The organism is Streptomyces sp. NPDC004031 (assembly GCF_053604375.1).
In genome coordinates this window covers 17498-38360 of record NZ_JBSGHL010000040.1, presented here as the reverse complement: position 1 = coordinate 38360, position 20863 = coordinate 17498, and the positions used below count along the sequence as shown (strand labels likewise).

Below are 20863 nucleotides of genomic sequence, written 5' to 3'. Positions count from 1 at the left end.
AAGCACGAGCATGGCACGTCGCGGGATTCTGGCCCGGAACCGGTCCTCCTACCGCACTCCCGACCCGCACCCCTCCGGCGCCAGGCCGCCGAAGCTCCCCGCGGAGCTGGTGCCCAAGCACGTCGCGATCGTCATGGACGGCAACGGCCGCTGGGCCAAGGAGCGCGGCCTGCCCCGCACCGAGGGCCACAAGGTCGGCGAGGGCGTCGTCCTGGAGGTGCTCAAGGGCTGCCTGGAGATGGGCGTCAAGAACCTCTCGCTCTACGCCTTCTCCACCGAGAACTGGAAGCGCTCGCCCGACGAGGTGCGCTTCCTGATGAACTTCAACCGCGACGTCATCCGCCGCCGCCGCGACGAGATGAACGAGATGGGCATCCGCATCCGCTGGGCCGGCCGCATGCCGCGCATGTGGAAGTCCGTCGTCCAGGAGCTCCAGGTCGCGCAGGAGCAGACCGTCGGCAACGACGCGATGACGCTGTACTTCTGCCTCAACTACGGCGGCCGCGCGGAGATCGCCGACGCGGCGCAGGCCATCGCCCGCGATGTCGCCGCGGGCAAGCTCGACCCGGGCAAGGTCAACGAGAAGACCTTCGCGAAGTACCTGTACTACCCGGACATGCCGGACGTCGACCTCTTCCTCCGCCCGAGCGGCGAGATGCGCACGTCCAACTACCTCATCTGGCAGAGCAGCTACGCGGAGATGGTCTTCCAGGACGTCCTGTGGCCCGACTTCGACCGCCGCGACCTGTGGCGGGCCTGCCACGAATTCGCTTCCCGCGACCGGCGCTTCGGCGGTGCCCTCCCGAACGAGGCCCGCGGGTAGCGCCGCGGAAGGCGCTCACCCCGCGGCGCAGTCCTTGCAGGTGCCGAAGATCTCGACCGTGTGGGCCACGTCCACGAAGCCGTGGTCGGAGGCCACCGCCTCCGCCCACTTCTCGACCGCGGGGCCCTCGACCTCGACCGCCTTGCCGCAGGTGCGGCAGACGAGGTGGTGGTGGTGGCCGCCGCCCGAGCAGCGGCGGTAGACGGACTCACCCTCACCCGTACGGAGGACGTCGATCTCGCCCGCGTCGGCGAGAGACTGCAGGGTGCGGTAGACCGTGGTGAGGCCCACCGAGGCGCCGCGGTGCTTGAGGATGTCGTGCAGGTCCTGCGCGCTGCGGAATTCGTCGACCTCGTCGAGTGCCGCCGCGACGGCCGCCCGCTGGCGCGTCGCGCGCCCGGCGACCGGGGGAGCGCCGGCGGGGGCGGACTGCTTCGTGGTGGTCACCGGTGCCTCCTCATGACGGCGTACGCGTCCCGACGCCCCCATTGTGCCAGCCCCGGCGCATCCGGCCGAGCCGCCGGAGCGCGGGAGAGCCCGCGGCGGCGAAGAGCAGGAAGAGGGCCAGGGCGGCGAGCACGATGCTGGAGCCGGGCGGCACGTCCGCGTAGTAGGAGAAGACCGTGCCGGACAGCGCGACCGTGACGCCGATCACCACGGACACCGCGAGGGTCCACGCGAAGCCCCGGGTGACCTGCTGGGCTGCGGCGACCGGGATGACCATGAGCGCGCTGACCAGCAGCAGCCCCACCGCCCGCATGGCGACGGTGACGGTGACGGCGGCGGTCACCGCGAGCAGCAGGTTGAGCGCGCGCACCGGCAGCCCGCCGACGTACGCGAACTCCTCGTCCTGGCACACGGCGAACAGCTGCCGCCGCAGCGCCACCACCACGAGCAGCACGAACGCGGCGAGCGCGATCATCGGCGGGATGTCCTGCGGGGAGACCGTGCTGATGGAGCCGAAGAGATAGGTGGCGAGGTTGGCGTTGGAGCCGTTGGGCGCCAGGTAGATGATCATCACGCCGCCGGCCATGCCGCCGTAGAAGAGCATCGCGAGCGCCAGGTCGCCGCGCGCCTTGCCGTACGAGCGGATCAGCTCCATCGCGACGGAGCCGGCCACCGAGACGGCGACGGCCGTCCACACCGGGCTGACCTGGAGCAGGAAGCCCAGCGCGACACCGGTGAGCGCGACATGGCCGATGCCGTCGCCCATGATCGCCTGCCGCCGCTGTACCAGGAAGACGCCGACGGCGGGCGCGGTCATCCCGACCAGCAGCGCGGCCAGCAGCGCGCGCTGCATGAAGGCGTAGTTCAGGAGGTCCATGGGTCCAGCGGTCCCTTCACCGGAGCGGTCGCCGGGTCGGCGTGCGGGTGCACGGTCTGGGCGGGCAGCGTCAGCTCGCGCGGCGGGCCGGTGTGCGCCACGCGGCCGTCGCGCAGCAGCACCGCGCGGTCGATGAGCGGTTCGAGCGGCCCCAGCTCGTGCAGCACGAGCAGCACGGACGTACCGGCCGCGGCCTGCGTGCGGACGGTGTCGGCCAGCACGTCCTGCGCGGCCAGGTCCACGCCCGCCATCGGCTCGTCCATGACGAGCAGTTCGGGCTCCCCGGCCAGCGCGCGGGCGATCAGCACCCGCTGGTGCTGGCCGCCGGACAGCGCCTCGACGCTCTCCCGGGCCCGGTCGGCGAGCCCGACCAGCTCCAGCGCGCGGGTGACGGCCGCGCGGTCGGCCCGGCGCGGCGGGCGCAGCCCGGTACGGGCCAGCCGCCCGGAGGCGACGACCTCCCGTACGGTCGCGGGCACCCCGGAGGCGGCGGTCGTGCGCTGCGGTACGTAGCCGAGCCGGGACCACTGCCGGAAGCGGGCGCCCGGTGTGCCGAACAGCTCCCACGCGCCCGCGGTCAGCCGCACCCGGCCGACCGCGGCGCGTACGGCGGTGGACTTGCCCGAGCCGTTCGCGCCCAGCAGCGCCACGACCTCGCCGGGCCCCACCGCGAGGTCGATGCCGTGCAGCACCTCGCGGCCGCCCAGTTCGGCGTGGGCGCCGCGCAGGCTCAGGACCGGGACCGGGCCGCTCACTTGTGGACGCCCAGCGCCTGCTGGAGGGCGGCGAGGTTGCTGTGCTGGACGGCGAAGTAGTCCTTGCCGCGGGACGCGTCCGTGATGCCCTCGATCGGGTCGAGCACGTCGGTGCGCAGGTGCAGGTCGCCCGCGACGGTCTTCGCGGTCTTGTCGCTGACCAGCGTCTCGAAGAAGACGGTGGTGACGTGGTCGCGCCCGGCCAGGTCGTGCAGGGCCTTCAGCCGGGCTGCGCTCGGCTCGGACTCGGGGTCGATGCCGTTGATGGCCTCCTCGACCAGGCCGTAGCGCTCGGCGAGGTAGCCGAAGGCGGCGTGGGTGGTGACGAACGTATCGGTGGAACGGTTCTTCAACCCGTCCCGGAAGGCGGTGTCCAGCGCGCCGAGCTGCGTGACGAGCGTGTCGGTGTTCTTCCCGTACGCGGCCGCGTGCGCGGGGTCGGCCGCCTCCAGGGCCTTGCCGACGCCCTTGGCGACCTCGGCGTAACGCACCGGGTCCAGCCATATGTGGGGGTCGGAGCCCGCGTCCTCGTCGCTCTCGCCGCCGGTGCCGTTGTCGCCGGTGGTGTGGTGGCGGCCGTCGACCTCGGTGCCGTGGTCCTCCAGCGTGGTGAGCTTCGCGGCGTCGACGGTGTGCTTGACCCCGGACTGCGCGACCGCGTCGTCCACGGCGGGCTGGAGGCCGTGCAGCGAGATGATCACATCGGCCTTGGTCAGCGCCGCTATCTGCTTCGGCGCCAGCTCCAGATCGTGCGGTTCGACGCCGGGCTTGGTCAGGTCCGTGACGTGGACGTAGGAGCCGCCGATGCGCTCGGCGAGGAATTCCAGCGGGTAGAACGACGCGGTGACCTGGAGCTTTCCGCCGCTCTTCGGGTCGTCGCCGCCGGAGCCGGACGTGTCGGAGGAGTCGGAGCAGGCGGTCAGGGCGGGCACGGTGAGGACGGCGACGGCGGCGAGCGCGGCAGCGGGGATCACCCGGCGACTGGTGTTCATGACAGTCATTTTCATCTCAGGTGGAAACGATTGTCAATTGCGTCGCGGACGGTACCGCCCCGGGCCTGTCCTTGCAGGCCGACCGACGGATTTGATAAGCGCCCCGTCCCCGCCGGTAATCTGGGGCAACTGACCCCTTCGTCGCACTGAAGAGAGCACCGTGGCCGCCGACAAGATCGACACCATCGTCAGCCTGAGCAAGCGCCGTGGCTTCGTATTCCCGAGCAGCGAGATCTACGGCGGCTCGAAGGCCGCCTGGGACTACGGGCCGCTGGGCGTCGAGCTGAAGGAGAACATCAAGCGCCAGTGGTGGCGGGCGATGGTCACCTCGCGCGAGGACGTGGTGGGCATCGACTCCTCGGTGATCCTCGCCCCCGAGGTGTGGGTCGCCTCCGGCCATGTCGCCACCTTCTCCGACCCGCTCACCGAGTGCACCTCCTGCCACAAGCGCTTCCGCGCCGACCACCTGGAGGAGGCTTACGAGGCCAAGCACGGCAAGCTCCCCGCGAACGGCCTCGCCGACATCAACTGCCCGCACTGCGGCACCAAGGGCGCCTTCACCGAGCCCAAGCAGTTCTCCGGCATGCTCCAGACGCACCTCGGCCCGACGCAGGACGCCGGCTCGCTCGCCTACCTGCGCCCCGAGACCGCGCAGGGCATCTTCGTCAACTTCGCCCAGGTGCAGATCGCCTCGCGCAAGAAGCCGCCGTTCGGCATCGCGCAGATGGGCAAGTCCTTCCGCAACGAGATCACGCCCGGCAACTTCATCTTCCGCACCCGCGAGTTCGAGCAGATGGAGATGGAGTTCTTCGTCAAGCCCGGCGAGGACGAGAAGTGGCACGAGTACTGGATGCAGGAGCGCTGGAACTGGTACACGGGCCTCGGTCTGCGTGAGGACAACATGCGCTGGCTGGAGCACCCCAAGGAGAAGCTCTCCCACTACTCCAAGCGCACCGCCGACATCGAGTACCGCTTCAACTTCGGCGGCCAGGAGTTCAGCGAGCTGGAGGGTGTCGCCAACCGCACCGACTTCGACCTCGCCGCGCACTCCAAGGGCTCCGGCCAGGACCTCCTGTACTTCGACCAGGAGGCCAACGAGCGCTGGTACCCGTACGTCATCGAGCCGGCGGCGGGCGTGAACCGCGCGATGCTGGCCTTCATGCTCGACGCGTACAACGAGGACGAGGCGCCCAACGCGAAGGGCGCCATGGAGAAGCGCACCGTCATGCGCCTGGACCCGCGGCTCGCCCCGGTCAAGGTCGCGGTGCTGCCGCTGTCCCGCAACGCCGAGCTGTCCCCGAAGGCGAAGGGCCTGGCGGCTGCGCTGCGGAAGAACTGGAACATCGAGTTCGACGACGCGGGCGCGATCGGCCGCCGCTACCGCCGCCAGGACGAGATCGGCACGCCGTTCTGCGTCACGGTGGACTTCGACACCCTTGAGGACAACGCGGTGACCGTGCGCGAGCGCGACACGATGACGCAGGAGCGGGTGTCCCTCGACCAGGTCGAGTCCTACCTCGCGGTGCGCCTCCTCGGCTGCTGAGCCGCCTCCCGGCGGGGTGGGGGACTCCCTCCGCCCCGCCGGCGCGTGCCCGCGCCGGGATTGAAATCGCTCACCCTGCGTGCAGAGGGCAGGCCATCAGGGGCGCGGGGAACTGCGCGACCAGCCACGACGAGACGCGCACTCGCCCGGCGGCGGGAAGCGGCACCCCCTCAGGCGACCGTACGCGGCAGCCTGAAGCTCAGGGCGATCTGCGCGGCCACCGCGGCGAGCTGGGTCAGGAGGGTCCAGACCAGGGCGTCGCGGACGCCCACCGACGTGCTCAGCGTCAGGAACAGCGTGCCCAGTGTGGCGACGCCCAGCGCGAGGCTGGCCTGCTGGGTCGTGGCCATCGCGCCGCCGCCCACTCCCGCCCGCGCCGCGGGCACCTCGCTCAGGACGATGCGGAAGACCACCGGCAGCAGGAAGCCCTGCCCGAAGCCGGTCAGCGCCATGCCCGGGGCGAGGGCCCACACGCCCAGGTGCGGCCAGCCCCAGAAGAAGGTCCCGGTCAGGGTGAGCAGGCCCGCGGCCTGGAGGACGGAGCCGCCGGTGACGGTGAGCCGGCCGAAGCGGGCGACGACCCGCGGGCCCAGCAGCGAGGCCGCGAAGAACGCGGCGGACAGCGGCGCGAGAGCGGCGCCCGCCGCGAGCGCTCCGAAGCGCAGCCCGTCCTGCATGGCCACGGCGAGCACGAACATGAAGCCGCCGAAGCCGACGCACAGCGGCAGGATGAGCAGCAGCCCGCTGCGTACGCTGTGGATCCGCAGCAGCGACGGCGGCAGCAGCGGGTCGCCGCCGGTCCGCTCCCCGCGGCGTTCGACGGCGACGAAGGCCGCGCCCGCGAACGGTGAGACGCCCAGCAGCACCCATGACCACAGCGGCCAGCCCGCCGCGCGGCCCTCGGTGAGCGGCAGCAGCAGGGCGACGAGCGTCACGGCGAGCAGCACGGTGCCGGGCCGGTCCACCCGCGCGGGGTCGGCCGCGCGCGTCTCGGGCACGGCCTTCCAGGCGAGCGCCAGCGCGACCGCCGCGATGGGCACGTTGACGAGGAAGATCGAGCGCCAGCCGGTCCCGGCGAGGTCCGCGGAGACCAGCACCCCGCCGAGCACCTGCCCGACGACGCTCGCGATGCCCGCGGTGGCGCCGTAGTAGCTGAGCGCGCGGCCGCGGCTGCTGCCGGACGTGGCGGCCTGGATGGTGGCGAGCGCCTGCGGCAGCAGCAGCGCGGAGGCCGCGCCCTGCGCGATACGGGCGGCCACCAGCGTCCACGCGGTGGGGGCGAGGCCGCAGGCGAGCGAGGCCGCGGCGAAGAGGCCGAGGCCCCACAGGAAGAGGGTGCGGCGGCCGAACATGTCGCCCAGCCGGCCGCCGAGCACGAGCAGCACGGCGTACGCGACGCCGTACCCAGCCACCACCATCTCCAGCACCGCGGGTCCCGCGGCCAGATCGCGGTCGATGGTGGGGAGGGCCACGTTGACGATGAAGAAGTCGACCATGGGGAGAGCGGCGCCGAGCAGCACGGTCAGCAGGCCGAGCGCGCTCAGCACGGGTGCCGCGGGCGGCGCGGCGGGTACGGGGGCGGGTGCCGCGATGCGGGTCACGCGGGGCAGCACCTCGGCCCGGGACGTGAGGGCCTTGTTCATATCGGTCACGTCCTTCACACTGGACCTCCGCTCAGGGGGGTACCAGAGAGCGTTTATCCAGGTATACCGACCACCTGGCAACCGGCTGCCGCGTCCGGCACGCTGGACCCATGACCACGACCCCGGCGCCCACGCCCACCGCGCACGTACCCGACGCCGTCTCCGGCGCCGCGCCGGACGCGGAGTCCGGGCGGAGCCGGCGGCGGGAGCTGGCGCACTTCCTGCGCAGCCGCCGCGAACGCATCGCGCCCGAGCAGGTCGGCCTGCCGCCGGGGCGCCGGCGGCGCACCCCGGGGCTGCGCCGCGAGGAGGTCGCGCAGCTCGCCGAGGTCGGGGTCACCTGGTACACGTGGTTGGAGCAGGCCCGCGACATCCGGATGTCGGGTCAGGTCGCGGACGCCATCGCCCGCGCGCTGATGCTCGACGCCGGTGAGCGCAGCCACCTGTTCACGCTGGCCGGTGTCACCGACCCGCACCCGCACCTGGACGGCCCGGGGATGTCCCCGGCGATGCGCGCGATGCTCGACCAGCTGGAGCCGCTGCCCGCCGCGGTCTTCAACAGCCGCTTCGACATCCTCGCGTACAACCGCACGTACGGGCGGCTGGTGACCGACCTGGACGTGCTGCCCGCCGAGGACCGCAACATCATGTGGCTGGCCTTCACCCACCCGCTGTGGCGCGAGCGCATGCTGGACCGGGAGGAGAACACCCGGCTGATGGCGGGCAAGTTCCGTACGTCGATGGCCCAGCACATCGGTGAGCCCGGCTGGAAGGAGCTGCTGCGGCGGCTCCAGCAGAACTCGGCGGAATTCCGCCAGGCCTGGGAGCGGCACGACGTGCTGCGTCCGGGCACCCACGTCAAGCGCTACCTCAACCCCGAGGTGGGCCTGCTCGCCTTCGACTTCAGCCACCTGTGGCTCGGCCCGCAGGACGGCCCGCGGATGACCGTCTACGCCCCGGCGGACCCGCAGACCCGCGAGCGACTGGACCGGCTTCTGCGCCTCGTGACCGCCGACGGCGCCCCCGCCGCGGTCTAACATCGCCCCATGACCCCCACCCGCGCCACCGCCTCCGGCCTGCGTGAGCTGACCCGCGCGACGGTACGCGCCCAGATCGCCGAGCGGGCGATGGAGCTCTTCCTCGCCCAGGGCTTCGAGGAGACGACGGTCGAGCAGATCGCCGCCCAGGTCGGCATGTCGGCGCGCAGCGTCTTCCGCTACTTCGCGACCAAGGAGGACATGGTCGTCGGCAGCATGCAGGAGTCCGGCGCGGTGCTCGCCGGCGCGCTCGCCGAGCGGCCCGCGGGGGAGGGGCCGTGGGAGTCGCTGCGCGGCGCGATGGACGTGCTGCTCGCGGCCATGGCCCACGACAAGGAGGGCGCGCTGGCCCGCGCCCGGATGTTCGCGAGCACCCCGTCGCTGCGCGCGGCCCGCCTCCAGAAGCACGCCTGCTGGCGCGAGTTGCTGGAGCCCGGTGTGCTGTCCCGCCTCCCGGAGGGCCCGGCCGCCGACCGCGAACTGCGCGCCGCCGCCGTCACGACCGCGGTCCTCGGCTGCCTGGACGTCGCCGTGACCCGCTGGTCGGGCGACGGCGGCACGGGCGACCTCGGCGAGCTGCTGGACGCGGCGATCCGCGCCGTACGGGAGTGACGGACGGGGGGGGGACGGCCGGGGAGTGACGGCCGGGGGGAGTGACGGCCGGGCGCCGCGTCAGCTCTGCTGCGGGAAGGCGGCCAGGTCGGCGGTGATCCGGTCCAGGGCCGCGAGGTCCTCCGGCGGGAGGGCGAGCAGCGCCGGGGGAGGGGTGCCGAGGATCGCGTTGGCGCGGGCGGCCGTCGCGAGGCCCGCCGGGGTGGCCGAGACGATCTTGGCGCGGCGGTCGTCCGGGTGCGGGGTGCGCCGGACGAGGCCGCGCTCCTCCAGGTCGTCCACCACGAGCGTCAGATAGGGGCGGTCGCAGGCCAGTTCGGCGGCCAGCTCGCTCATCCGGTAGGGCTGCTCGGCGTGCTTGGCGATCCGGCGCAGCGCCTTGACGCGGAAGAAGCTCATGCCGAGGGCCTCGGCGACCTCCTTGCGGCGCTCGTTGTGCTCCAGCACGAGCGAGCGCAGGTTGCCCCACGCCCGTTCGGCCGCGGTCTGCTCCGCGCCCTGTCCCGGGGCCCGCCCCGGGGTGTGCTCCGGGCCGTGCTCCGGCACCGGGTCCGCCGGGGGATCCGCCTTGTGCCGTGCCGTCGTCGCGCTGGTCACGCCTTCACCGCCATCCGGTTGTCCGCCGTCTCGGGGGCGATGAGCAGCCCTGCCGTACGGTCCGCCGTGCGCCTGGCCCAGCGACCGGTCGTGAGCGTACCGAGCACGAGCACCGCCGCACCACAACCGGTGATGATCCACCACGCCCCCTGGTGCAGCCCGGCGGCCAGCGCCGCGCCCAGCACCGCGACGCCGAGCGACTGCCCCACCTGCCGGCTCGTCGAGGCGACCGCCGCCGCCACGCCCGCCTGCGACCGCGGCATACCGGACACCGCCGTGTTGGTGATCGGGGCGTTGACGAAGCCGAAGCCGATGCCGAAGAGCACGTAGGCGGGGAAGAGCAGCGCGTTCGTGGACTGGGCGTCGAAGCCCGCGAAGAGCACGCCGCTCGCCGTCATCGCCACGCCCGCGAGCACGAGCGGGACGCGCGGCCCGCGCGAGCCGACGAGGCGGCCCGACAGCGGCGCGAAGACCAGCGCCATCGCGGCCATCGGCAGCATGTACAGGCCCGCGTCGAGCGCGGACAGCCCGCGGGTGTTCTGCAGGTAGAGCGTGTTGAGGAAGAGGAAGCCGCCGAGCGCGGCGAAGCCGCACACCGCGATGACGGTCGCCCCGCTGAAGGGCACGCTGCGGAAGAAGCGGGTGTCGATGAGCGGGTCGTCGCGCCGGGACTCGTACCGGGCGAGCGCCACCGCCGCGGCGGCCGCGACGACGAAGCAGGTCAGGATCTCCGGGGACGTCCAGCCCGCGCCGGAGCCCTCGATGATCCCGTACGTCAGGGTGCCCAGCAGCGCGACCACCAGCAGCTGCCCGACCGGGTCGATCCGGCGGGCGCGCGGCGCGCGCGACTCGGGCACGAAGCGGGCGGTCAGCACGAGCGCGGCGAGCCCGATCGGCACGTTGATCCAGAAGATCGCCCGCCAGCCGACCGACTGCACGAGCGCGCCGCCCACGATCGGCCCGGCCGCCATCGAGATGCCGACGACGCCGCCCCACACACCGATCGCGCGGGCCCGTTCGCGCGGCTCGTGGAAGGTGTTGGTGATGATCGACATCGCGACCGGGTTGAGCATCGAGCCGCCCACCGCCTGCACCATCCGGAAGACGATGAGCCAGCCGAGGCTGGGCGCGAGGCTGCACAGCAGCGATCCGGCGGTGAAGACCGCGAGCCCGGTCTGGAAGATCCGCCGCCGTCCGACGCGGTCGGCCGTCGATCCCGACAGCAGCAGCAGGGAGGCGATGACCAGCAGATACGCGTCGATCGTCCACTGCAGGCCGGAGACGGAGGAGTGGAAGTCCCGTTGCAGCGACGGCAGCGCGACGTTCAGGATCGTGTTGTCGAGGCTGACGATCAGCAGGCTCATGCAGCAGATCGCCAGGATGAGCATGCGGCGGCGGGCCGTGTCGGTCTCGGGCGCGGCCGTGCGGGACGCGGTGTGTTCGGGTGCGGTGGGGTCCGGCATGGATGGAGGATCCAATGATTGTATGAACGTAATCGTTATCACTGTACAACCATTCCGGGCAGGTGTGCCCGCCGGGTACGGGACAATGGACCCCATGACCGCTGACACCACCCTCGCCCCGGCCGCGCCCGGTGCCCTGCGGATCGGCCCGCACACCGTGTGGCCGCCCGTCGTGCTCGCGCCCATGGCCGGTATCACCAACGCGCCCTTCCGCACGCTGTGCCGGGAGTCCAGCGGCGGCAAGGGCCTGTTCGTCAGCGAGATGATCACCACCCGCGCGCTGGTCGAGCGCAACGACAAGACGATGCAGCTCATCCACTTCGACGCGACGGAGACACCGCGCTCCATCCAGCTCTACGGCGTCGATCCGGCGACCGTCGGCAAGGCCGTGCGGATGATCGTCGACGAGGACCTCGCCGACCACATCGACCTCAACTTCGGCTGCCCCGTCCCCAAGGTCACCCGCAAGGGCGGCGGCTCCGCGCTCCCGTACAAGCGCCCGCTGCTGCGGGCCATCCTGCGCGAGGCCGTCGGCAACGCCGGGGAGCTGCCCGTCACCATCAAGATGCGCAAGGGCATCGACGACGACCACCTCACCTACCTCGACGCCGGGCGGATCGCCGTCGAGGAGGGCGTCACCGCGGTCGCCCTGCACGGCCGCACCGCCGCGCAGCACTACGGCGGCACCGCCGACTGGGACGCCATCGCGCGCCTCAAGGAGCACGTGCCCGAGATCCCGGTGCTCGGCAACGGCGACATCTGGTGCGCGGAGGACGCGCTGCGGATGATGCGGGCCACCGGCTGCGACGGCGTCGTCGTCGGCCGCGGCTGCCTCGGCCGCCCCTGGCTCTTCGGCGACCTCGTCGCCGCCTTCGAGACACCGGACGCGCCGCCCGCCGCCTTCGGCTTCGCCCAGGTCGCCGCCGTCATGCGGCGGCACGCCGAACTGCTCGGCCAGTGGCTCGGCGACGAGGCCCGCGGTGTCATCGACTTCCGCAAGCACGTGCCCTGGTACACCAAGGGCTTCGCGGTGGGCTCCGACGCCCGCCGTGCCCTCGCCTCCGCGTCCTCGCTGGCGGAGATGGACGAGCAGTTCGCGGGCCTCGACCTCGACCAGCCCTGGCCCGCGGGCGCGGACGGCCCGCGCGGCCGTACGGCCCCCGGCAAGCGCGTGGTCCTCCCCGACGGGTGGCTGGACGACCCCTTCACGTGCGACGCCCTCTCCGAGGACGCGGAATCCTCCACCTCGGGCGGCTGAGTGTACGGCTGCGCCGCTGAGCGAGCGTTTCTGGGGCCGCGTGGGGGCACCTGTGCGCGTGCCCCGGGGCGTGTTCCGCGGGTCCGAACAGTGAGACCCGCGAGGGTGATTCCGCTCACAAGACGAGTGTTCGCGCTCAAACGAGCGCCCAGGTGAGCGCATCACCTCTCGAATGGTGAGCCTGCCGACCCCCCGGCAATCGTGCAGAGAGTCACGCCAACCGTCACCCTCAGCCACCGCGGCCCGCGAGCGGCTCGCGCAGCGGAGCGGTGGCTTCGGGTTGTGAACGCGGGGTGAAGCCCCGCCGAAGCGGCGAGGACTTTCGATGTGAACGCAGACGGGGGTTTACACCCGTGTGTCGTACGGATGGACGCACTGCGGAGCCTTCGAGATGGGTACGCTCCCCGCCGTCAGGGCAACCCGTTGCGAGGAGTCGAGGCCCAGTGTCGGCACGGCAGAAGCAGCAGAAATTCGTCTACGACTTCACCGAGGGCAACAAGGACCTCAAGGACCTGCTCGGCGGGAAAGGTGCGAACCTCGCCGAGATGACCAACCTCGGGCTCCCGGTCCCTCCCGGGTTCACGATCACCACCGAGGCGTGCCGGGTCTATCTGGAGTCCGGCGCGGAGCCGTCCGCGCTGCGCGACGAGGTGAGTGCGCACCTCGACGCGCTGGAGCAGCGGATGGGCAAGAAGCTCGGCCAGGCCGACGACCCGCTGCTGGTGTCGGTCCGCTCCGGGGCCAAGTTCTCGATGCCCGGGATGATGGACACCGTCCTCAACATCGGGCTGTCGGACGCGTCCGTCGCGGGCCTGGCCGCCCAGGCCGACAACGAGCGCTTCGCGTGGGACTCCTACCGCCGCCTGGTGCAGATGTTCGGCAAGACCGTCATGGACGTGGACGGCGAGCTGTTCGAGGAGGCGCTCGACGCGGCCAAGCGCGCGAAGGGCGCGGCCAGCGACCTCGACCTGGACGCCGCCGACCTGCGGCAGCTCGTCGCCGACTTCCAGCACATCGTGAAGCAGGAGACCGGCCGGGACTTCCCGCAGAACCCGCGCGAGCAGATGGACCTCGCCGTCCGCGCGGTGTTCGCGTCCTGGAACGGCGAGCGGGCCAAGCTCTACCGCCGCCAGGAGCGCATCCCCGGCGACCTGGGCACCGCCGTGACCGTCTGCTCCATGGTGTTCGGCAACCTCGGCCCTGACTCCGGCACCGGCGTGGCCTTCACCCGCGACCCGGCCAGCGGCGCGCAGGGCACGTACGGCGACTACCTGCAGAACGCGCAGGGCGAGGACGTCGTCGCCGGCATCCGCAACACCGTGCCGCTCGCCCAGCTGGAGACGATCGACAAGACGTCGTACGACCGGCTGATGGCGATCATGCAGACGCTGGAGGAGCACTACAAGGACCTGTGCGACATCGAGTTCACCATCGAGCGCGGGCAGTTGTGGATGCTCCAGACCCGGGTCGGCAAGCGGACGGCCGCGGCCGCCTTCCGGATCGCGACACAGCTCGTCGACCAGGGCGTCATCGACGAGGCGGAGGCACTGCGCCGGGTCACCGGCGGGCAGTTGGCGCAGCTGATGTTCCCGCAGTTCGACGGCGAGGTCGCCGACAGCGGGGACGTGCGGCGGATCGGCTGGGGCATCGCGGCCTCGCCGGGCGCGGCGGTCGGCAAGGCCGTCTTCGACTCCTACACCGCCGTGAAGTGGTCCCGCTCGGGTGAGCAGGTCATCCTCATCCGCCGGGAGACCAACCCGGACGACCTCAACGGCATGATCGCCGCCGAGGGCATCCTCACCTCCCGCGGCGGCAAGACCTCGCACGCGGCCGTGGTCGCGCGCGGCATGGGCAAGACGTGCGTGTGCGGCGCGGAGGAGCTGGAGGTCGACACCAAGCGGCGGCGGCTGACCGCGCCGGGCGGTGTGGTGATAGAGGAGGGCGACCTCATCTCGATCGACGGCTCGTCCGGCAAGGTCTACCTCGGCGAGGTGCCCGTCGTGCCGTCGCCGGTCGTCGAGTACTTCGAGGGCCGCATGCACGCCGGGGCCGACGAGGCCGACGGGCTGGTGCAGGCGGTGCACCGGATCATGGCGTACGCCGACCGGATCCGTAAGCTCCAGGTGCGGGCCAACGCCGACAACGCCGAGGACGCCTCGCGGGCCCGGCGGTTCGGGGCGCAGGGCATCGGGCTGTGCCGCACCGAGCACATGTTCCTCGGCGAACGCCGGGAAATGGTCGAGCGGTTGGTGCTCGCCGACACCGACGCCGAACGCGACGAGGCACTGGCCTCCCTGCTGCCGCTCCAGAAGGCCGACTTCATCGAGCTGTTCGAGGCGATGGACGGACTGCCCGTCACCGTACGGCTGCTGGATCCGCCGCTGCACGAATTCCTGCCCGACATCACCGAGTTGTCGGTACGCGTCGCCCTCGCCGAATCCCGCAAGGACGCCAACGAGAACGACCTGCGGCTGCTCCAGGCCGTCCACAAACTGCACGAGCAGAACCCGATGCTGGGCCTGCGCGGGGTACGCCTCGGGCTCGTCATCCCGGGCCTGTTCGCGATGCAGGTGCGGGCCATCGCGGAGGCCGTCGCGCACCGCAAGGCCGCCAAGGGCGACCCGCGCGCCGAGGTCATGATCCCGCTGGTCGGCACGGTGCAGGAGCTGGAGATCGTCCGCGAGGAGGCCGACCACGTCATCGCCGAGGTCGAGGCGGCCACCGGCACGCGGCTCAAACTCGCCATCGGCACGATGATCGAGCTGCCGCGCGCCGCCCTGACCGCCGGACAGATCGCCGAGGCCGCGGAGTTCTTCTCCTTCGGCACCAACGACCTCACCCAGACCGTGTGGGGCTTCTCCCGCGACGACGTCGAGGCGTCCTTCTTCACCGCCTACCTGGAGAAGGGCATCTTCGGCGTCTCCCCGTTCGAGACGATCGACCGCGACGGCGTCGGCTCCCTCGTCCGCAGCGCCGCCGAAGCGGGCCGGGCCACCCGCCCCGGACTCAAACTCGGCATCTGCGGCGAACACGGCGGCGACCCGGAGTCCGTCCACTTCTTCCACCAGGTCGGCCTGGACTACGTCTCCTGCTCCCCCTTCCGCATCCCCGTCGCCCGCCTGGAGGCCGCCCGCGCCACCACCCTGACCCCCTGACCGGGCCGGCCCGTGGGCCCACCGCCGGCGGCCCCACGCCCTGGGGGCCAACCCTCACCGACCGGTGACCCACCACCCGGCCCACCCCGCCGGGGACGGCACATCGTGCGGACGTGCCGTCCCCGGCTTTTCCCTTGCCGGGGGGCTCAGGGGGCGGAGCAGACCGCCCATACGCACTTTCCCACGCCGGTGCGCTCACCCGCCCCCCACCGCCCGCCCGTCAAGGCGTCCACCAGGGCGAGCCCGCGGCCCCGCTCCGCGTCCGGGGCGGGAGATCGCGGAAAAGGACGCGCCTCGTCGGCGTCGTGGACCTCGATCCGCAGGGAGCGGTCCGGGAGCAGTTCGTAGCGGGTCTCGATCTCGCAGTCGTCCGGGACGTCCGCGTGGCGGACGGAATTGGTGAGCAGTTCGCAGAGGACGACCTCCGCGCTGTCCGCCACGTCCTCCAGTCCCCAGGCGGCCAGGACGTGGTGCAGGTCGCGTCGGGCCTCGGGCACGGATCGGGGTTCGTGGGTCCACCGTCGTACGTAGGGCGACGCCGGAGGCACCGCAACCGCGTACGTCTCCGCGGGCGTGGCCATCCGCAGGAGATCGCCGAGGGATTCGTGGAGCCGGCGCGCAGCGCCTGCGGGTCGGCGGCCGGGTCGTCCAGCACCGACGGGGCGAGATCCCACACGGCGCGTGCACAGCCGAGTTGCACGGCCTCGGTCTCGTCGGCCAGCCGGGAGAGGTATCCACTGTCTCCGATCAGATGAGCGGGCCGCCCTTCGGAGCCCTGCCACGGCAGCAGCCGTAAGGGGCGGCGGCACGGGGAGTGGGCGGGGCGGATGTCCGTTCCGTCGTGCATGGCGTCGCCTCTCACTGGCCTGAGCCACCGGGCCCGGACCACTCACGCGACTCCGGGCACTGGTCACCGGTCTGGGGCCGGTCCCATGGATGGTGGCGTGCCACAGTGGCGCGAACTGCTACACCGCGTAGCAGTAGTTGGCGTTCACACGGCGCCGATCCACTCGGCGAACCGGGTGAGTTCAGGATCCGGCGCACGCTGCAAGCGCCGCAGCGTACGGGTGTCCTCTCGGGCCCACGGGTGTTCCCGGGTGTGCTGAGGTGCGATCCTGCGCGCGGACCGCAGGCTGTCGAACGCGGCGGTTCGTTGCCCTGCCCACAACTGGGCGCGGGCCACCTCGATGTAGAAGCCTGACCGACGTTCGCCGGGCATACTCGCGGGCGGCATCCACTGCTGCGCGATGGCCAGTACGCGGGTGATCCCGCTACCGCCGTTGCTCAGGCCGACGCTGACCTCGTGGATGCGCAGCGAGTCCGGCCCTACCGCGGTTCCTTCGTAGATACCCTCCGGCACTCGCTCCACCAGTCGGCGCGCCCACGCCAGATGGGATGCGGCAACCTCGGCCTCCGAGGCCCGGCTCGCGGCGACGGCAGCACGCATGTGCAAGGCCGCACGCACCGCGGCTGCCGTGCGATCGGCCGTGTCTGGACAGCTGCCGAGGGCGGTTTCCAGAGCTTCCAGGCCCTGCCGGTGGGCGCGGGCGGCGAAGAACGTCTCGGTCCGCACGTAGGCCACGACCGCCGACGTCATTTCGGAATCGGTCTGCGGTGCTGCCCAGCGCATGAGTTCCACCAGCCGCGCGGACAGGTCGTGGTGGCCGCTCTTGTACGCCACCGCGTCAGCCGCGCGGTACGCAGCGACGAGCAGGCGTGCGGTCTCAGGCCTTTCCCGGCCGTCCGCGGTTTTCAGGGCTCGGGACAACTCCCGCAGGAGAGCGGGCATTTCGGTAGCGAGGCGCACGTACTGGGAGGCGAGACGCCACTGCACCGCCTCCGTGACGGCCGCACGCAGCCGAGGCAGCGACCGTACCGGCCCTTCCGCAGGCACGTCGTAGTCGGCGATTGCCGCTGACAGCACGGGCATTGCCTGGTGGACGCGGCTTTCGGTGCGCGCGGCATCCACCGACAGTCGCGCCGGATCGACCCCGAGGGCCGCGGCGAGAGCGTCGAGCACGTCGTCGCTCGGCGTCCGCGCACCACGTTCGACGGCGCGCACCATGGCGTACGACACCTTTGCGGCCGAGGCGAGTTGGGTCTGGGTGAGCCCGCGGGCCCGGCGGCGGGCGGCGATCCGCAGCCCCGCGTCGCGCTCGGTGGTCAGTGCGGAATGACGGACACCAGCTCCGTGAGGCTGTCGACACGCCAGTCCGCGGCGGCTGCCACCTCGGGAGCGTCCGCCCAGAAGTAGCCCCAAGGGCCGCGGCGGAGGTGGGCTGTGCGCAGGCCTGCGGCGGAGGCAGGAAAGACGTCGTTGGCCGGGTGGTCGCCGACATAGACGATCTCGGCGGGAGCGGTGTCGGCCACGGCGGCGAGGCGGGCGAAGAAGGCAGGCTCGGGCTTGGCGACGCCCCACTCGCCGGAGGTCGTGACGATGTCCGCGGGGAGGTCGAGGGCACGGAGCAGGTCGGCGGCGCGGGCGGTCTGGTTGCCGGCGATCACCACCCGGAAGCCCACCGCGCGGAGAGCGGCGAGGGCGGGGCGGACATCCGGGTAGAGGTCGGACTCGGCCAGCCGCTCACCGTCACCGGCGGCTTCGCGGGCCGCCTGCTCAGCGGCAACGTCCAGGCCGGGGCGGATCAGCCGGAGCGCGTCCGCATTGTCTCGGCCCTCGGCGACGACCGCGCCGACGAGGGCGGACACGGTGTGCGGCGGGACGCCGAGCCATCGGGCCCAGCCGGTCCAGACGGAAGTGTCGCTGATCAGTGTCTCGCCGACGTCGAAGGCAATGGTCGTGATCACCGGCGCAGCCTACGACGGCTCGTCCGACAGGGCGTCCTCGTAGGCGGTGAGGGTGCGGATGAAGAGGGTGCGTTCCGGCGGGGTCAGGGGGGTGAGGGCGGTGCGCCAGGCGGTGGCGCCGCGGGCGAGCCAGGTGTCGATCGCGGGGCGGTGGGCGGGGGCGATCGTGACGATGGTGCGGCGGCGGTCGGCGGGGTCGGGGGTGCGGTCGAGGATGCCCTGGCGGCCGAGGTCGCTGACCATCAGGCTCACCGTGGCGGGGGCGACTTCGAGCCGGGAGGCCAGTTCGTTGACGGTCAGGGGGCCGTCGAAGAGCAGGTAGGAGAAGAGGGAGAGGTGGCGGGGGGCGAGGGAGAAGCCGCTCAGCTCCGCCGGGACCTTGATCCGCTTGGCCCGGCCCACCATCCGCGGCATGAGCAGCAGCAGGCTGCGGATGCCGTCCTCGACGCTGATGCCGACGTCACCGGGGGTCCGCCCGGCGCCGTCGGGGGTCGTATCGGGGGGCTGGGCGCCGTCCGCGGTTGACATACGTCTCTCCTGCCTTTTAGCTTTGCGCTCAAAGCTTCTTTGCTTGCAAAGCAAAGTTGTACTGGACGGTCGAGCTTATCGGAGGGGTCTGCCATGGCCGATTGGAACGCGTCGATCATCGCCGAGTTCCGCGCCGGCGGAGGGCGCGTCGGCGGCATGTTCGAGGGTGCGGACCTCGTCCTGCTGACCACGACAGGCGCGCGCAGCGGCGAGCGGCGCACCTCGCCGCTCGGCGTCGCCCGGGAGGACGGGCGGCTGCTGGTCTTCGGCTCCAACGCCGGCGGCGACCGGCACCCGGACTGGTACCGCAACCTGCTCGTCCATCCGCGCGCCGAGGTCGAGACGGCGGACGGGCACGGGGGAGTGCGCACTCTCGCGGTACGGGCCGAGGTGCTTCAGGGGGCCGAACGGGACGCCGCCTACGCGCGGCAGGCGGCCCGCGTCCCGGCGTACGGCGACTACCAGCGGGGGACCGCGCGGGTCATCCCCGTGGTGGCGCTGCACCCCCTGGACCTCACCACGCCCGACCCGGCGCGCGACCGGGCCATCGCCACCCAGCTGCTGACCGTCCACGCTCAGATGCGGGAGCAGCTGGCGCGGCTGCGCGACGGGCGGGACGCGGACGCCGGGGCGGACCTGGCCGCGCACTGCCTGGCCTTCTGCGAGGCACTCGGCATGCACCACGCCGCCGAGGACGCCGTCCTCCCCGCCTTCGACGAGGGCTACCCGCACCTCGCCCCCGTCCTGGCCCGGCTGCGCGCCGAGCACCGGGAGGTGGCCCAGGAGCTGGCCGGACTGCGGAGCGCGGCGGGCGAGGGCGCGGACCTGGCGGCGCGGCTGGACGCCCTCGCGGTGCGTATGGAGGAGCACTTCGCCTACGAGGAGGAGCACCTCATCCCCGTCCTCACCGGGCAGGGGTCCGGGGACGAGGGCTGAACGGCACGCTGGTACGGACCTCTTTCCGGCTGCCCCGCCCAGGATTTCCGAAGCTTTCGGCTGCCCATTCGAATCTTTTGGTGCCCCCGGTGGGAATCAGGTGTGACACGGTGCGGACGGGCCCCATCCCGCCGGGCTACGATCCCTCCCATGAGTGCCACGATTCCCCAGCCCTCGCGCGATGACCAGTCGGGAGCCACCGGCGAGGGCACGGCGACGCTCGCCGAGATCGCCCGCGCCGCCGGGGTCTCGGCTCCGACTGTTTCGAAGGTCCTCAACGGCCGAGGTGACGTCGCCCCCGCGACCCGCAGCCGGGTCGAGGACCTGCTGCGGCAGCACGGCTACCAGCGCCGCCGCGGCAGCATGCAGCCCGCCCCGCTGCTCGACCTGGTCTTCCACGAGCTGGACAGCTCCTGGGCGATGGAGGTCATCCGGGGCGTGGAACGCGTCGCGGGCCAGGAGAGCCTGAGCGTGGTGCTCTCGGAGTCGGCGGGCCGCCTCAGCCCCGGCCAGACGTGGGTGGACGGCGTGCTCGCGCGCCGCCCCACCGGCGTCATCCTGGTGCTCTCCGGGCTCGACCCGGCCCAGCGCTCGCAGCTCATCAGCCGCGACATACCGTTCGTGGTCCTGGACCCGGCCGGTGACCCCGGCGAGGACGTGCCCGCGATCGGCGCGACCAACTGGCAGGGCGGCCTCGCCGCGACCCGCCACCTGCTCGACCTCGGCCACACCCGGATCGGCGTGCTCGGCGGGCCCGCGGGCATGATGTGCAGCCGCGCCCGCATCGACGGTTACCGGGCCGCGCTGGAGACCGCGGGCGTCCGCTTCGACCCCGGCCTGGTCGTCCCGGGCAACTTCCACCAGGAGGCCGGTTACGAGGCGGGCCTGGAGCTGCTGCGCCGCCCCGACCGCCCCACCGCCGTCTTCACCGGCAACGACCTCCAGGCGGTCGGCCTGTACGAGGCCGCGCGCGAACTGGGCCTGTCGATCCCGCGCGACCTGAGCGTGGTCGGCTTCGACGACCTGCCGCTGGCCACCTGGATCAGCCCGCCGCTGACCACCGTGCGGCAGCCGCTCACGGAGATGGCCGAGGCCGCCGCCCGGCTCGTCCTCGACCTCAGCCGCGGCCGCGAGCCCAGCACCCTGCGGGTGGACCTGGCGACCCGGCTGGTCGAGCGCAGCAGCACCGCGGCCCCGGCCGGCGCCGTCCCCGGGCAGGCCGACGGAGCGGCCAACTGACAGCGGCCGCCGGGGACTTCACCCGCCGTACGCGCGTACGGCCGCCGCGCGCCGGGCGGCCCGCGACCTGTTGACGCCCTCCGGCGCCGACCGTAATCTCGCCGCGCGGATCGGGATCGGCCCGAAAATTTCGGAACATCCCGTTCCGCACCC

Annotated in this window: 19 protein-coding genes; 8 read left to right on the top strand and 11 right to left on the bottom strand. The window is 72.4% G+C overall.

Annotated features, from left to right (window positions below):
- The first annotated feature begins 10 nt into the window (after positions 1–10).
- Complete coding sequence (locus tag ACWERV_RS24160) at positions 11–823, top strand: isoprenyl transferase (RefSeq protein ID WP_452936501.1); 813 nt, start codon at positions 11–13, stop codon at positions 821–823.
- Positions 824–838: 15 nt separating this feature from the next.
- Here the strand turns inward: ACWERV_RS24160 and ACWERV_RS24155 are convergent, their stop codons facing one another.
- Genes ACWERV_RS24155 through ACWERV_RS24140 form a run of 4 tightly spaced genes read right to left on the bottom strand, consistent with a single transcriptional unit; the run spans position 839 to position 3894 of the window.
- Positions 839–1270 (bottom strand): Fur family transcriptional regulator, encoded by a 432-nt coding sequence (locus ACWERV_RS24155; RefSeq protein WP_452936498.1) that lies wholly within the window; start codon positions 1268–1270, stop codon positions 839–841.
- 10 nt (positions 1271–1280) lie between these two features.
- Positions 1281–2147, bottom strand: coding sequence for a metal ABC transporter permease (locus ACWERV_RS24150; RefSeq protein ID WP_398181952.1), 867 nt, complete (start codon positions 2145–2147; stop codon positions 1281–1283).
- On the bottom strand, positions 2135–2902 hold the full coding sequence (locus tag ACWERV_RS24145) for a metal ABC transporter ATP-binding protein (RefSeq protein WP_452936494.1): 768 nt from the start codon (positions 2900–2902) through the stop codon (positions 2135–2137). Before ACWERV_RS24145 ends, ACWERV_RS24150 begins: the two co-directional genes overlap by 13 nt.
- Entirely contained in the window at positions 2899–3894 is a 996-nt protein-coding gene (locus ACWERV_RS24140) for a metal ABC transporter substrate-binding protein (protein ID WP_452936491.1), read from the bottom strand. The genes ACWERV_RS24145 and ACWERV_RS24140 overlap by 4 nt, the downstream gene beginning before the upstream one ends.
- A gap of 160 nt (positions 3895–4054) precedes the next feature.
- On the opposite strand from ACWERV_RS24140, the gene ACWERV_RS24135 reads away from it, so the two are divergent.
- A complete protein-coding gene (locus ACWERV_RS24135) occupies positions 4055–5437 on the top strand; it encodes a glycine--tRNA ligase (protein WP_398181962.1) in 1383 nt (460 codons plus the stop codon).
- A gap of 170 nt (positions 5438–5607) precedes the next feature.
- On the opposite strand, the gene ACWERV_RS24130 is transcribed toward ACWERV_RS24135, so the two are convergent.
- A complete protein-coding gene (locus ACWERV_RS24130) occupies positions 5608–7080 on the bottom strand; it encodes an MFS transporter (RefSeq protein ID WP_452936566.1) in 1473 nt (490 codons plus the stop codon).
- A gap of 110 nt (positions 7081–7190) precedes the next feature.
- Here ACWERV_RS24130 and ACWERV_RS24125 point away from each other — a divergent pair, with 110 nt between their 5' ends.
- Both ACWERV_RS24125 and ACWERV_RS24120 read left to right on the top strand, forming a co-directional pair.
- Positions 7191–8117 (top strand): helix-turn-helix transcriptional regulator, encoded by a 927-nt coding sequence (locus ACWERV_RS24125; protein ID WP_452936488.1) that lies wholly within the window; start codon positions 7191–7193, stop codon positions 8115–8117.
- A 9-nt stretch (positions 8118–8126) separates the two neighbouring features.
- On the top strand, positions 8127–8729 hold the full coding sequence (locus tag ACWERV_RS24120) for a TetR/AcrR family transcriptional regulator (protein WP_452936486.1): 603 nt from the start codon (positions 8127–8129) through the stop codon (positions 8727–8729).
- Between the two features lie 60 nt (positions 8730–8789).
- Here ACWERV_RS24120 and ACWERV_RS24115 read toward each other — a convergent pair whose 3' ends face one another.
- Together ACWERV_RS24115 and ACWERV_RS24110 are read right to left on the bottom strand one after the other, a co-directional pair.
- Positions 8790–9326, bottom strand: a complete 537-nt coding sequence (locus ACWERV_RS24115; protein ID WP_452936483.1) for a MarR family winged helix-turn-helix transcriptional regulator — start codon at positions 9324–9326, stop codon at positions 8790–8792.
- Positions 9323–10714, bottom strand: coding sequence for an MFS transporter (locus tag ACWERV_RS24110; RefSeq protein ID WP_452936563.1), 1392 nt, complete (start codon positions 10712–10714; stop codon positions 9323–9325). Before ACWERV_RS24110 ends, ACWERV_RS24115 begins: the two co-directional genes overlap by 4 nt.
- Before the next feature lie 169 nt (positions 10715–10883).
- Here ACWERV_RS24110 and dusB point away from each other — a divergent pair, with 169 nt between their 5' ends.
- Both dusB and ppdK read left to right on the top strand, forming a co-directional pair.
- A complete protein-coding gene (gene dusB / locus ACWERV_RS24105) occupies positions 10884–12047 on the top strand; it encodes a tRNA dihydrouridine synthase DusB (protein WP_452936480.1) in 1164 nt (387 codons plus the stop codon).
- A gap of 443 nt (positions 12048–12490) precedes the next feature.
- Positions 12491–15202: a pyruvate, phosphate dikinase gene (gene ppdK / locus ACWERV_RS24100; protein ID WP_452936477.1), complete on the top strand. Its 2712-nt coding sequence runs from the start codon at positions 12491–12493 to the stop codon at positions 15200–15202.
- A 146-nt stretch (positions 15203–15348) separates the two neighbouring features.
- Here ppdK and ACWERV_RS24095 read toward each other — a convergent pair whose 3' ends face one another.
- The 4 genes from ACWERV_RS24095 to ACWERV_RS24080 all read right to left on the bottom strand — a co-directional run bounded on the left by ACWERV_RS24095 (position 15349) and on the right by ACWERV_RS24080 (position 18421).
- Positions 15349–15699, bottom strand: a complete 351-nt coding sequence (locus ACWERV_RS24095; RefSeq protein ID WP_452936475.1) for an ATP-binding protein — start codon at positions 15697–15699, stop codon at positions 15349–15351.
- Positions 15700–16193: 494 nt separating this feature from the next.
- Positions 16194–17339: a helix-turn-helix domain-containing protein gene (locus tag ACWERV_RS24090; protein WP_452936560.1), complete on the bottom strand. Its 1146-nt coding sequence runs from the start codon at positions 17337–17339 to the stop codon at positions 16194–16196.
- Positions 17340–17365: 26 nt separating this feature from the next.
- Positions 17366–18007 carry an HAD family hydrolase gene (locus ACWERV_RS24085; protein ID WP_452936472.1) on the bottom strand — a complete coding sequence of 214 codons (642 nt, stop codon included), beginning with the start codon at positions 18005–18007 and terminating at the stop codon, positions 17366–17368.
- 9 nt (positions 18008–18016) lie between these two features.
- Complete coding sequence (locus tag ACWERV_RS24080; protein WP_398182165.1) at positions 18017–18421, bottom strand: MarR family winged helix-turn-helix transcriptional regulator; 405 nt, start codon at positions 18419–18421, stop codon at positions 18017–18019.
- Positions 18422–18628: 207 nt separating this feature from the next.
- Between ACWERV_RS24080 and ACWERV_RS24075 the strand changes: the two genes are divergently transcribed.
- Together ACWERV_RS24075 and ACWERV_RS24070 are read left to right on the top strand one after the other, a co-directional pair.
- Entirely contained in the window at positions 18629–19471 is an 843-nt protein-coding gene (locus ACWERV_RS24075; protein WP_452936469.1) for a nitroreductase/quinone reductase family protein, read from the top strand.
- A 150-nt stretch (positions 19472–19621) separates the two neighbouring features.
- Positions 19622–20710, top strand: a complete 1089-nt coding sequence (locus ACWERV_RS24070) for a LacI family DNA-binding transcriptional regulator (protein WP_398181982.1) — start codon at positions 19622–19624, stop codon at positions 20708–20710.
- The last annotated feature ends 153 nt before the right edge of the window (positions 20711–20863 follow it).

Excerpts from the sequence above, each read along its gene's own strand:
- ACWERV_RS24150 (WP_398181952.1), bottom strand. The coding sequence starts at position 2,147 with ATGGACCTCCTGAACTACGCCTTCATGCAGCGCGCGCTGCTGGCCGCG.
- ACWERV_RS24110 (WP_452936563.1), bottom strand. The coding sequence starts at position 10,714 with ATGCTCATCCTGGCGATCTGCTGCATGAGCCTGCTGATCGTCAGCCTC.
- ACWERV_RS24130 (WP_452936566.1), bottom strand. The coding sequence starts at position 7,080 with ATGAACAAGGCCCTCACGTCCCGGGCCGAGGTGCTGCCCCGCGTGACC.
- ACWERV_RS24075 (WP_452936469.1), top strand. The coding sequence starts at position 18,629 with ATGGCCGATTGGAACGCGTCGATCATCGCCGAGTTCCGCGCCGGCGGA.
- ACWERV_RS24125 (WP_452936488.1), top strand. The coding sequence starts at position 7,191 with ATGACCACGACCCCGGCGCCCACGCCCACCGCGCACGTACCCGACGCC.
- dusB (WP_452936480.1), top strand. The coding sequence starts at position 10,884 with ATGACCGCTGACACCACCCTCGCCCCGGCCGCGCCCGGTGCCCTGCGG.
- ACWERV_RS24120 (WP_452936486.1), top strand. The coding sequence starts at position 8,127 with ATGACCCCCACCCGCGCCACCGCCTCCGGCCTGCGTGAGCTGACCCGC.
- ACWERV_RS24140 (WP_452936491.1), bottom strand. The coding sequence starts at position 3,894 with ATGAACACCAGTCGCCGGGTGATCCCCGCTGCCGCGCTCGCCGCCGTC.
- ACWERV_RS24160 (WP_452936501.1), top strand. The coding sequence starts at position 11 with ATGGCACGTCGCGGGATTCTGGCCCGGAACCGGTCCTCCTACCGCACT.
- ACWERV_RS24070 (WP_398181982.1), top strand. The coding sequence starts at position 19,622 with ATGAGTGCCACGATTCCCCAGCCCTCGCGCGATGACCAGTCGGGAGCC.
- ACWERV_RS24080 (WP_398182165.1), bottom strand. The coding sequence starts at position 18,421 with ATGCCGCGGATGGTGGGCCGGGCCAAGCGGATCAAGGTCCCGGCGGAG.